Below are 11907 nucleotides of genomic sequence, written 5' to 3' on the forward strand. Positions count from 1 at the left end.
TATTTATTCATTTATACACGAAACGGCTTACTGACAGCTTGCAGGCTTTGATGCAGGGCGCATCCCCGTGGCCCGGCGGGCTGCGAAACCCAGACATTCCGCGGCATTCGCGCCGCGCCGGCGACCCCGGATGACAGTTTTGCGACATTTGCTATCAGCTTTGCCCCCCTCGGAGCGTCGGCGTCGCCTGCGGACGGACGCGATTGACAACGGGAGAGCCTTGTAGCAATGGGGGTTTGCGCGGACTTCATATTTGCCCGCGCGGACATACTGCGCCGCAATAACGGCGGAGAACCCGGATTGAGGCCGAGAGCATTTTTTGCCACCATTCGCTGCGCTTCGTAAGGTTGTAACTTTCCTGTAGTGGTCTTTCCCGCGTCCCGCACCGTGGATGCGAAATTGCTGCGAAACTCTCACAAGGAATACCGGATGAAAAAGACTGCACTGCTGTGCGCGATGCTGGCCCTGACTGCGGGCAGCGCCTTCGCCAAAGACTGGACCGAGATCCGCCTGGCGTCCGAGGGCGCCTACCCCCCGTTCAACATCACCGCCGCTGACGGCTCGCTGCAGGGCTTCGACGTCGACATCGGCAATGCGCTGTGCGCCGAGATGAAGGCGAAATGCACGTGGGTCAAGCAGGAATGGGACGGCATGATCCCGGCGCTGGTCGCGCGCAAGTTCGACGCGATCATCGCGTCGATGTCGATCACCGACGAGCGCAAGGCCAAGGTCGATTTCACCGAGAAGTACTACGCCTCGCCGCTGGCGCTGATCGCCAAGGGCGGCTCGCCGCTGCGTCCCGACCCCGCCTCGCTGAAGGGCAAGAAGGTCGGCGTGCAGCGCGGCACCGTCTCCGACAACTTCGCCACGAAGTACTGGGACGCCAAGGGGCCGGAGCTGGTCCGCTACGCCAAGCAGGATTAAGCCTACCTCGACCTGAAGTCCGGCCGCCTGGACGCGGTCTTCGCCGACTACCTCGAAGCCTGGGGCGGTTTCCTCACCAAGCCTGAAGGCAAGGGCTACGAGGTCGCAGGCGACCGCCTGTTCGGCAAGAACGCCGAGGAAAAGGGCGTCATCGGCGAAGGCATCGGCATCGCCGTGCGCAAGAAGGACAAGGACCTCACCGCCCAGTTCAACAAGGCCCTCACGGCCATCCGCGCCAGCGGCAAGTACGAGGAAATCCGCAAGAAGTACTTCCCGATGGACATTTACGGCAACTGATCGCCACCTGGAAAGAAGCGCCGGACTGCATCCGCAAGCGGCGCTTTTTCTTTTCCCGTTTTCCCGGAGTCAGTGAGTCATGGATGCCCTGATCGAATACTCCCCCAGCCTGCTGGGCGGCGCCTGGGTGACCCTCAAGGTCGCGCTGCTGTCGCTCGCGCTGGCGGTCGCGACCGGGCTGCTGGGCGCAGCCTTCAAGCTGTCGGACTTCCTGCCGCTGCGCCTGTGGACCATGTTCTACACGACGATCGTGCGCGGCGTGCCCGACCTCGTGATGATGCTGCTGGTGTTCTACGGCGGGCAGCTGCTGCTCAACGAGGTGGTCGACTACTTCGAGTGGGAATTCATCGAGATCAACCCCTTCGTCGCCGGCGTGCTGACGATCGGCTTCATCTTCGGCGCCTATTTCACCGAGACTTTCCGCGGCGCCTTCCTCGCCGTTTCAACCGGCCAGCTCGAAGCGGGCAGGGCCTACGGCATGACCGGCTGGCAGGTGTTCTGGCGAATCATGTTTCCGCAAATGTTGCGCTACGCGCTGCCCGGCATCGGCAACAACTGGCTCGTGCTGCTGAAGAGCACCGCGATCGTGTCGCTGATCGGCCTCTCGGACATGACCTCCCTCGCCGACCAGGCGGGGCGCTCCACGCACCAGCCCTTCACCTTCTATCTCGCCGTCTGCGCGCTCTACCTCGCGATGACGGCGGTGTCCGGCTACGTCCTCAACCGGCTGACGGCGCGCTACAACGTCGGCGTCCGCGAAGCCCACGTCTGAGGGAGCCCGAATCGTCATGGAACTGCTCGATTTCAATGTCATCACCACCAGCCTGCCGGAGTTCTGGCGCGGCCTGCTGATGACGCTGCAACTCACCGGGATCGCGCTGCTGTGCGGCTTCATCGCCGCCGTTCCGCTCGCCGTTGCGCGCGTGTCGAAGAATCACTGGGTCAGCGGCCCGGTCGCGGCCTACACCTACTTCTTCCGCGGCACGCCCATGCTCGTGCAGCTGCTGCTGATCTACTACGGCGCGGGGCAGTGGCAGTGGATGCAGAACGCGTGGGCGGAGGGGCATCCGCTCTGGTCGCTGTTCCGCGAACCCTTCTTCTGCGCGCTGCTCGCCTTCGGCCTCAACACCTGTGCCTACACCATCGAGATCATCGCCGGGGCGATGCGCAACACCGCGCACGGCGAGATCGAGGCCGCCAAGGCGATGGGCATGAGCCGCTACAAGGCGCTCCAGCGCATCGTGCTGCCGTCGGCGCTGCGCCGCATGCTGCCTTCCTACAGCAACGAGGTCATCCTGATGCTGCAGGGCTCGGCGATCGCCAGCGCGGTGACGCTCGTGGACCTCACCGGCGCCGCGCGCAACGTGTACTCGCGTCACTTCGCACCCTTCGAGGCCTTCATCTTCGCGGGCCTCATCTACCTCGTGCTCACCTTCATGCTGGTGGGTTTGTTCAAGTACGCCGAACGCCGCTGGCTCGCCCATCTCGCGCCGCGCAAGGCAAGCAGGCGCAAGGAGGCATAATGAACACCACTGCGACTTTCGATCGGCTCTGCGTCGATGCCCCGCACACTTCCCGCACCGGGCACACCGCACCCGACGACGCGCTGCCCGCCGTCAAGCAAGGAACCGCAATGAACCAGATGACCGCCATCGTCGAGCAGGTCCGTGTCGAGGATCTTCACAAGTCCTACGGCAACCACGAGGTGCTCAAGGGCGTCTCGCTGTCCGCGAGTTCCGGCGACGTCATCAGCATCATCGGCTCGTCCGGTTCGGGCAAGAGCACCTGGCTGCGCTGCATCAACTTCCTTGAGAATCCCACCTCGGGCCGCATCGTCGTCGGCGGCAAGGAAGTGGGCCTGAAGCGTGACCGCAGGGGCGACCTCGTAGTGGCCGACGCGAAGCAGCTGCAGCAGATCCGCACGCGCCTGTCGATGGTGTTCCAGCACTTCAACCTGTGGAGCCACATGACGGTGCTGGAGAACGTCGTCGAGGCGCCGATCCACGTGCTGGGCATCCCCAAGGCCGAGGCGCTGGAGCGCGCCGAGCGCTACCTCGAGCGCGTCGGCGTGTGGAAATTCCGCGACAGCTATCCGGCGCACATGTCCGGCGGCCAGCAGCAGCGCGTCGCGATCGCCCGCGCGCTGGCGATGGAACCGTCGGTACTGCTGTTCGACGAGCCGACCTCGGCGCTCGACCCGGAGCTCGTCGGCGAAGTGCTGAAGGTGATGCGCTCGCTGGCGGAAGAGGGGCGCACGATGCTGGTCGTCACGCACGAAATGGGTTTCGCGCGCGAAGTCTCCAACCACGTGATCTTCGTCCATCAGGGCCGTGTGGAGGAAGAGGGCAATCCGCGCGAAGTGCTGGTCCGGCCGCAGAGCGAGCGCCTGCGGCAGTTCCTGTCCGGCAACCTGAAGTAGGCGCGGCCGCGGCGGCAGGCGAGTCGTCGGGCACGGGGCCGCGCATGCGCTGGGACAGGTCTGTCGCCGACAGCGGGGCGAACCCGCTCGACATCGCCGTGCTGCTATTGCCGCCGGTGTCGCTCGGCACGCTGGGCGCGATCGTCGACCCCTTCGTCGAAGCCAACCGGCTCGCCGGGCGGCGCCACTACGACGTGCATCTCGTCTCCGCCGATGGCGCGCCGGTCGCGCTGCCGGGCGGCGGGCGGCTGTCGGTCGGCGGTGCACTGGCGGCACTGGTGCGCTGCGACGCGCTGGTCGTCGCCTGCGACCTGCACCAGGCGGGCGCCAATGAATCCGACATCCTGATGCAGCTCAACCGCCTCGCGCGCGCCGGCGCGGCCTGCTGCGGCAACCGCGGCGGCACGGGCTGGCTGGCGGCGGCGGGCCTGCTGGAAAACCGCCGCGTCGCCGTGCATTGGGAGGACATGACGCTCTACCGCGAGCGCCATCCCGGCCTCGTGCTGTGCGCGAGCCTGTACGAGATGGATGCCGACCGCCTCACCGCGTCGAGCAGCCAGGCGACGCTCGACATGATGCTGGGCGTCATCGCGCAGCAGGTCTCGCCGCAGCTCGCGGACAATGTCGCGCGCCAGTTCGGCCTGGACCGCATCCGGCCGGGCCACGAAAAGCAGGCGGTGCCCGCCACCAGCCGCATCGCACAGCATCCGCCCAAGCTCGCCGAGGCGCTGCTGGTGATGGAAGCCAACCTGGAGGAGCCGCTCGGCGCCGACGAGATCGCCGAATGCGTCGGCGTCTCGCGCCGCCAGCTCGAGCGCCTCTTCAAGCAGAACCTCGACATCCTGCCTTCGCGCTACTACCAGGAACTGCGCCTCGAACGCGCGCGCCAGCTCATCGTGCGCACGCAGCAGTCCATCGTGCAGATCGGGCTGTCCTGCGGCTTCTCGTCCGGCTCGCACTTCGCCACCGCCTACCGTGCCCACTTCGGCATCACGCCGCGCGAGGACCGTTCGCGCGCCACGCTTACCGGCAGCACCCCAGCCACGGAGCCCCCATGCTGACGATCCGTCCCGCCCAGCATTCCGACCTCGACGCCCTGGCCGCCACCGCCGCGCGCGTCGCCGCGCCCGACGTCTCGCTGCCGAACGACCCGAAGCTGCTGGAACGCCTCGTCGCGCAGAGCGAGGAGGCGCTCGCGGCCGACATCGACTTCCCGGGCGACGAGCAATACCTGCTGGTCGCGACCGACAAGGGCACGCTCGCCGGCGCGATGCTCGTCGTGGCCGCCGCCGGCCATCCGGGCGCGGACTACTCCTTCCGCAACGAGACCATCATCCACGCCTCGCCCGAGCTGGGCGTGAACCACCGCATGTACGCGCTGACGCTGAGCCACGACCTGTCCGGCTTCACGCTGCTGCGCCCGCCGCTGGTGCTGCGCGACGAACGCCGCGGCGTGGTCGAACGCGCGCTGCTGCAGGCCGCGCTCGGCTTCATCGCCGAGCACCCCGAACGCTTCGCCGAGGACCTGATCGCGCCGTTGCCGGGCATGGTCGACGACGCCGGCGAATCGCCGTTCTGGTATGCCGTCGGCAGCAAGTTCTTCGGCGTCGCCTACCGCGAGGCCGAGCGGCTGGCGCTGGGCAGGGACCGCAGCTTCATGGCCGAGCTGATGCCGCACCATCCGATCTATGTGCCGCTGCTCCCGGATTCCGCGCAGAACGCCCTCGGCCAGACGCGCGCCGAATATATGCCGACCTACGGACTGCTGATCGACGAGGGGTTCGAGGCGGAGCGCTATGTCGACGTCTTCGACGGCGGGCCGACCTTCCTCGTGAAGCGCCCGCTCGCGCATTCCATCCGCATCGCCCAGATGCTTCCGCTCGCGGTCGACGCGGCCATCGGGCGCGGCGAGCCCGACGGCCTGCTGATCAACCGCGAGACCAATCGCTTCCGCGCCGTGCTCGCGCCGGCGGTCAGGCGCCCCGACGGCCGGGTGGCGACCACCGCGGAAGCTGCGAACCGGCTCGAACTGATCGACGACGACGAGGTGCGCTGTGTCCTTGCCTGAACCCTTGCCCCTTTCGCCCGTGCCTGGTGAGCGCTTCGTCGTCCGCGTGGCGACCGGGCGCGACGTCGACGCCTTCCATGCGCTCGTGATCGAGTCCGACGGCGCGCTCGAACGCCATGCCGAATCGATCGAGGCGAGCCGCGCGACGATCGCCCGCACCGTGCGCAGCCTCGCGGGCGAAGCGGGCGACACCGAACGCGGCTACGTGCTGCTGCTCGAGGATGCGGCCAGCGGCGAGGTTGCCGGCTGCGTGCAGCTCGTGTGCCGCATCGGCCTCGATCAGCCCTTCTACGACTACCGGCTGGGCAAGATCGTCCATTCCAGCTCGCGCCTGAAATCGTGGCGCTGTCACGACGTCCTGTACCTGTGCAACGACCTCACCGGCTGCAGCGAACTGCACAGCCTGTACGTGCGACCCGGCGCGCGCGACTTGGGTGGCGCGGCACTGCTGACGAAGGCGGCGCAGCTCTTCATCGCCGGGCGCCTGGCGGAGTTCGCGCCGCGCACCATCATCGAGATGCACGGCGTGCGCGGCCGGGATGATGCCTCGCCATTCTGGGAGGCGGTCGGGCGGCAGTTCTTCAAGGTCGGCCAGCGCGAGGCCGAGCGGCTCGTCGCCGAAGGGCGCAAGGCCTTCATCGCGGAACTGATGCCCAAGCACCCCGTGTACCTCGGCCTGCTGCCCGAGGCCGCGCAGGCGACGGTCGGTGGCATCCACCCGGTCGTCGCCGGCCTCGTGCCGCTGCTCGAACAGGACGGCTTCCACTTCGAGAACCACGTCGACATCTTCGACGCCGGCATGGTGCTCGAAGCGCACACGCGCACCTTGAACGGCGTCGCCAACAGCCGGGAAGTCGTCGTGGAGACGGGTGATCCGGGCGCGGGTGCGCCGTCGTGGTGGCTCGCGGCGGGGGAGGGCGAAGGCTTCCGCATGACGGCCGCGCGCGGAAGCCTCGCCGCGGATCATCTGTCCCTCGGGCCGGACGCCCTGCGTCGGCTGGGGACGACGGCGGGCGGATGCGTCCGCGTGCTGGCGGCGACCAATGCCTGACCGATGCAGGCGCCTCTACGCGACAGCCTTCTTGCGCGGGCGACCGCCGCGCTTGCCGTTCTCGCGTGCCGCGGCGGCCTTGGCAGGCGTAGTGGCTTTACCGCCGCGCTGACCCATCCTTGCGGCCATCCACTGCTTCGTCCCCAGCAAACCTTCCAGCAGGGCGGGGATGTAGATATCGGCATCGAGCTTCGGGAAATGCACCCCGAGGCCGGACGGGCTGATGCAGGCATCCGCCAGGTCGGCCGGGTGGGCGTGCTCCAGTCCCTGTGCGTCGCGTGGGGCGAAAGCGATTTGTACGCCGGAGGCGAGCGTGATCACGACGCGGGCGATGCGCCGGTCGTAGCGCACGGCGACCGCCGCCGGAAAGGCGGCCAGTGTTGCCGTGCCCCGCAGATTTGCATCTTCGAAGGCGGTGTCAGTAATCGTCATGCAGTTGCCTCCATGCAGCGCACAGTGCCGCCAGATTCCGCGCGAGGCCCTCGGCGACACGCGCCAGATCCTTTTGCGTGAACCCGTAATTTTCGCGTAATGCGGGCGGTCCGTCCGGGCAGCACAGCTTGAACACCGCCTCGCAACCGTTACCCTGAACGTGGACGTGCGCCGGCCGGTGATCGTTCGGATAGACGACCACACGCAAGCCGAAAAGTACCAGTATTGTTGGCATTCTAGCAAACCGAAACGCTTGGGTTATTGTTCTGCGACGGCTCGCGTAGGTCAGATCATTGCCCGGTTGCGGCCGATTGTCGAAAATATTCTAAATGAATATTTTGGAGTGGCCTGCAGGAAATCGTGCAAGAAAAGCAGCTTTCGGAGATGCCGGTCTTGCTTTGGCCGGATGCAGTACAACGCCGCTTTCCCTCGCTTCCCGGGTGAGCGGCCGCTCACCCCAAAGGTTCACCGGGCCGGGATTTCACCGTCCCGAGACGAGATCGAGCGTGCGCCGGTAGGTCGGCAGGCGGGGCCCGCCGGTGGCGATCGCGCGTTCGGCGGCGTCGCGTGCGGCCGCGTCCTGACCGCGCTCGTGCAGGACCTGGGCGAGGTTGTTCCAGGCGTCGCCGGCCTCGGGGTGATCGGCCGCCGCCTGGCGGAAAGCGGCTTCCGCGGCGTCGCGGTCGCCGCGCCGATAGGCCGTGTTGCCGAGGCCGATGCGCGCGAGCAGATTGCGCGGCCAAGCCGTCAGGGCCGTGCGGTACGCGGTCTCGGCCGCCGCGGGAGCAACCCGTTCCAGCGCCACGACCGCGGCGACATAGTCGGCTTCGTCGGCACTCGCCGGGAGCCGGTCGGGCGGCAGCGCGACGAAGGCCCAGCGGTCGGATTTCGCCCAGCTGCGGTCGAAGGCGTCGAGGCTCATCACGAGGCGTTGCTCGCGCCCCGAGCGCAACACCACCTGCTGCGCCGGCAGGTCGTAGCCCACCGCCACCGCGTAGTGCCACACGGGCGCCCAGTCGAAGCGCAGGTTTTGCAGCACCACCACCGGATGCCCGGCCGCCAGTTCCTTCAGCAGCGCCTGCGGTTCAGGCGCGAGGCGATAGGCGACGGTCCCCGAGCGGCGCGCGGAGGCCAGCATTTCCGGCTGCAGGCTGCCCTGCCTCGCGGGCAGATACACCTCGTCGCGCAGTTCCTCGGGGCTGCGCCGCAAGCCCGCGCTCCCCAATGCGGTCGCCAGGGCCGCTGGGCCGCACTGATAGTCTTCCTGCGGGTAAAACGGTGCATCCGCCCGCTCGGCCCGCTCGGGAAGCGGGCCGGTCGCCGGAGCACCCCATTGACCGGGCGGAAGGCTCGTGCAGGCAGCCAGGGCGAGCGCCGCGAGGGCGCCCAGGCAGCGTTTCACCTCAGAGGGCGACCACCACGAGGATCGCGATCATGACGATCAGGATCCATTCCATCGTGGAGATCGCGCCGCCGGCCGGCATGGAATCGATGCGCTGCGCGAGGGCATGGATTTCCTGCTGGTCCAGCGCCGCGACGCGCTCGGTGGCGGCAAGGCCGTCCACGCCCATGGCCTGGAGCCGTTCCTTCACGTTCGCCTGCTCCATGAACTGAAGCACCTTGGCGCGATCGGCATCTTCGGTGTTGTGGGTGGCCGCGTCGGGTGTCGTCACCATTTCGGCGCGCACGATGGGCGCCTGGAAGCCGACAGCCAGAGCAAGCAGGGAGGTGGAGACGAGACGAAGGGCTGACTTTTTCATGATCTTTTCCTTCTTGTGGGACAAGTGTCCGTTCGACATTCAACGGCGGAAAAGATTTTCACCGATCGGTTGCGAAATGTTCGTAAGCAAGTGCGTCCGGCCTTGATGCGGGCCCGTCTCCGTCGCTTCGTGACGTTCCGTGCATCCCCGCGGCATTCCCCCACGGGTTAAACTCGCCCGTTTCATGCAGCCCGGAAGCCCCTCCGTGACCCCTCCCGCCGTCGACCTCTTCATCCAGCGCTGGCAGAAGGCCGGCGGCAGCGAGCGCGCGAACTACCAGCTCTTCCTCACCGAACTGTGCGCGCTGCTCGACCTGCCGCAGCCCAAACCCGCGGGCGACGACACGCGCGACAACGCCTACGTGTTCGAGCGCCGCGTCGTCATGCGCCAGCCCGACGGCGGCAGCAACAACGGCTTCATCGACCTCTACCGCCGCGGCTGCTTCGTGCTCGAAGCCAAGCAGACCGGCAAGGCGCTCGACTCCTCCGGCTGGGACAAGGCGATGCTGCGCGCCCACAACCAGGCCGACCAGTACGCCCGCGCGCTGCCCGCCGACGAGGGCCGCCCGCCCTTCATCCTCGTCGCCGACGTCGGCCGCAACATCGAGCTGTACGCGGAATTCAGCCGTTCCGGCGCCACCTACACGCCTTACCCCGACCCGCGCAGCCACCGCATCCGCCTCGAAGACCTGCGCCGCGAGGACATCCGCGAACGCCTGCGCGCGGTGTGGCTCGACCCGCAGGGCCTCGACCCGGCGCGGCGCTCGGCGCGCGTCACGCGCGAGATCGCCGACCGCCTCGCCACCCTCGCCAAGTCGCTCGAAGCCGCCGGCCACGCGCCGCAGAAGGTCGCCGGTTTCCTGATGCGCGCGCTGTTCACCATGTTCGCCGAAGACGTCGGCCTGCTGCCCGCGCGCAGCTTCACCGAGCTGCTGCATAGCCTCAAGGATTCGCCGCTCACCTTCGCGCCGATGCTCGAACACCTGTGGCAGAACATGAACGTCGGCGGCTTCTCGCCCATCCTGCGCGGCAACGTGCTGCGCTTCAACGGCGGCCTGTTCGCCGAGGCCACCGCCATCCCGCTCGACCGCGACCAGCTCGATCTGTTGCTGAAAGCCTCGGAAGCCGACTGGCGCTACGTCGAACCGGCCATCTTCGGCACGCTGCTGGAACGTGCCCTCGACTCGCGCGAACGCCACAAGCTCGGCGCGCACTACACCCCGCGCGCCTACGTCGAACGCCTCGTGCTGCCCACCGTCATCGAGCCGCTGCGCAGCGAATGGAAGGAAGTGCAGACCGCCGCGCTCGCCTTCGAGCAGCAGGGCAAGCACAAAGACGCCGTCGCCGAGATCCGCGCCTTCCACCGCCACCTGTGCGAAGTGCGCGTGCTCGACCCCGCCTGCGGCAGCGGCAATTTCCTGTACGTGACGCTGGAGCACATGAAGCGCCTCGAAGGCGAAGTGCTCAACCTGCTGCACGACCTCGGCGAATCGCAGGGTTTGCTGGAACTCGAAGGCGTCACCGTCGACCCGCACCAGTTCCTCGGCCTGGAGATCAACCCGCGCGCCGCGAAGATCGCCGAGATGGTGCTGTGGATCGGCTACCTGCAATGGCACTTCCGCACCCACGGCACGGTGAACCCGCCCGAGCCGGTGCTGCGCGACTTCCGCAACATCGAGCACCGCGACGCGCTGATCGCCTACGAGCGCGAGGAGTTCGTCACCGGCGCGGACGGCCGCCCGGTCACGCGCTGGGACGGCGTCACGTACAAGGCGAGCCCGGTTACCGGCGAGCCGATCCCGGACGAGACGGCGCAGGTCGTGCAGATGCGCTACGTGAATCCGAAGAAGGCCGAGTGGCCGCAGGCGGATTACGTCGTGGGGAATCCGCCGTTCATCGGCGCCGCGACGATGCGCCGTGCGCTCGGCGACGGCTACGTCGATGCGGTGCGCGGCACCTGGCCGGAAGTGCCGGAGTCGGCGGATTTCGTCATGTACTGGTGGCACATCGCGGGCGAGCGCGTGCGGGCGGGGGAGGCGCGGCGCTTCGGTTTCATCACGACCAACAGCATCAAGCAGACCTTCAACCGCCGCGTGATCGAGGCGCAGTTGGGGGCGAAGAATCCGCTGTCGCTGGCCTTCGCGATTCCGGATCACCCGTGGGTCGATGCGGCGGACGGCGCGGCGGTGCGGATTGCGATGACGGTCGGCGCGGGCGGTGAGCAGGAAGGTACGCTCTTACAGGTGACGGATGAGCGCGAGACAGATCGTGATGCCGTGGATGTGACACTTCAGGCGCGAACCGGAAAGCTGTTCGCGGACCTCAAGGCGGGGGCTGACATTGCCGGCGTGCAAGCGCTGCGCGCGAATCTCGGCGTCAGTTCTCCCGGCGTCAAACTCCACGGCGCGGGCTTCATCATCACGCCCGACGAAGCGGAACAACTCGGTCTCAGTCGCTGCGAGGGGCTTGAGAATCATATCCGCGCGTATCGGAACGGCCGCGACCTCGCCGACCGCCCGCGGGGTGTGTATGTGATCGACCTTTTCGGACTATCTGCCGAAGACGCGCGCTCCAAATATCCGTCGGTCTACCAGTGGGTACTGGAACGAGTACGCCCGGAACGCGAAGCCAAGGGGCACACCAAGGATGGCGCGGGGTACGCGAAATTCTGGTGGTTATTCGGCAAGCCCCGACAGGAGCTACGCAGGATGTTGGGTGGCTTGCCGCGCTACATTGGGACGATCGAAACGACGAAGCACCGCTCCTTCCAGTTTCTGGGCGCTGACATCTTGCCGGACAACATGCTGATCGGAATCGCCTCGGACGACGGTTTTCCGCTCGGCGTTCTGTCCAGTCGCGTACACGTCGCGTGGGCTCTCGCCGCCGGAGGTCGCCTTGGCGTCGGCAACGATCCCCGCTACAACAAGACCCGCTGCTTCGAAACCTTCCCCTTCCCC

11 protein-coding genes and 1 pseudogene are annotated in these 11907 nt (G+C 67.4%); 8 read left to right on the forward strand and 4 right to left on the reverse strand.

All coding sequences use genetic code 11. The annotated features are described in order from the left end of the window. Nucleotides 1–429 precede the first annotated feature (429 nt). The 7 genes and pseudogenes from GPA22_RS19215 (at nucleotide 430) to GPA22_RS19245 (ending at nucleotide 6759) form a co-directional block, all read left to right on the forward strand. Nucleotides 430–1221 (forward strand): annotated as a pseudogene (locus tag GPA22_RS19215) (ABC transporter substrate-binding protein). Between the two features lie 79 nt (nucleotides 1222–1300). Further along, nucleotides 1301–1993, forward strand: coding sequence for an ABC transporter permease (locus GPA22_RS19220; protein WP_169257675.1), 693 nt, complete (start codon nucleotides 1301–1303; stop codon nucleotides 1991–1993). 16 nt (nucleotides 1994–2009) lie between these two features. Then, complete coding sequence (locus tag GPA22_RS19225) at nucleotides 2010–2744, forward strand: ABC transporter permease (protein ID WP_169257676.1); 735 nt, start codon at nucleotides 2010–2012, stop codon at nucleotides 2742–2744. A 119-nt stretch (nucleotides 2745–2863) separates the two neighbouring features. Next, nucleotides 2864–3640: an ATP-binding cassette domain-containing protein gene (locus GPA22_RS19230; RefSeq protein ID WP_169257683.1), complete on the forward strand. Its 777-nt coding sequence runs from the start codon at nucleotides 2864–2866 to the stop codon at nucleotides 3638–3640. A gap of 44 nt (nucleotides 3641–3684) precedes the next feature. Further along, complete coding sequence (locus tag GPA22_RS19235; RefSeq protein ID WP_169257677.1) at nucleotides 3685–4701, forward strand: GlxA family transcriptional regulator; 1017 nt, start codon at nucleotides 3685–3687, stop codon at nucleotides 4699–4701. After that, on the forward strand, nucleotides 4695–5708 hold the full coding sequence (locus GPA22_RS19240; protein WP_169257678.1) for an arginine N-succinyltransferase: 1014 nt from the start codon (nucleotides 4695–4697) through the stop codon (nucleotides 5706–5708). The genes GPA22_RS19235 and GPA22_RS19240 overlap by 7 nt, the downstream gene beginning before the upstream one ends. Continuing rightward, nucleotides 5695–6759: an arginine N-succinyltransferase gene (locus GPA22_RS19245; protein WP_343036100.1), complete on the forward strand. Its 1065-nt coding sequence runs from the start codon at nucleotides 5695–5697 to the stop codon at nucleotides 6757–6759. The genes GPA22_RS19240 and GPA22_RS19245 overlap by 14 nt, the downstream gene beginning before the upstream one ends. A 15-nt stretch (nucleotides 6760–6774) precedes the next feature. Here the strand turns inward: GPA22_RS19245 and GPA22_RS19250 are convergent, their stop codons facing one another. The 4 genes from GPA22_RS19250 to GPA22_RS19265 form a co-directional block, all read right to left on the reverse strand. Beyond that, complete coding sequence (locus GPA22_RS19250; RefSeq protein WP_169257679.1) at nucleotides 6775–7191, reverse strand: DUF2442 domain-containing protein; 417 nt, start codon at nucleotides 7189–7191, stop codon at nucleotides 6775–6777. Next, nucleotides 7178–7426, reverse strand: a complete 249-nt coding sequence (locus GPA22_RS19255) for a DUF4160 domain-containing protein (protein WP_169257680.1) — start codon at nucleotides 7424–7426, stop codon at nucleotides 7178–7180. Before GPA22_RS19255 ends, GPA22_RS19250 begins: the two co-directional genes overlap by 14 nt. 246 nt (nucleotides 7427–7672) lie before the next feature. Next, the gene (locus GPA22_RS19260; RefSeq protein ID WP_169257681.1) at nucleotides 7673–8593 is read right to left on the reverse strand and encodes a PA2778 family cysteine peptidase; all 921 of its coding nucleotides are present in this window, start codon (nucleotides 8591–8593) and stop codon (nucleotides 7673–7675) included. Between the two features lies 1 nt (nucleotide 8594). Beyond that, the gene (locus GPA22_RS19265; protein WP_246264531.1) at nucleotides 8595–8975 is read right to left on the reverse strand and encodes a PA2779 family protein; all 381 of its coding nucleotides are present in this window, start codon (nucleotides 8973–8975) and stop codon (nucleotides 8595–8597) included. Nucleotides 8976–9156: 181 nt separating this feature from the next. Between GPA22_RS19265 and GPA22_RS19270 the strand changes: the two genes are divergently transcribed. Continuing rightward, nucleotides 9157–11907: class I SAM-dependent DNA methyltransferase (locus GPA22_RS19270; RefSeq protein ID WP_343036101.1), on the forward strand; the 2751-nt coding region annotated here is incomplete at its 3' end.

It is taken from the genome of Aromatoleum toluvorans, from assembly GCF_012910905.1.
Taxonomy (GTDB): domain Bacteria; phylum Pseudomonadota; class Gammaproteobacteria; order Burkholderiales; family Rhodocyclaceae; genus Aromatoleum; species Aromatoleum toluvorans.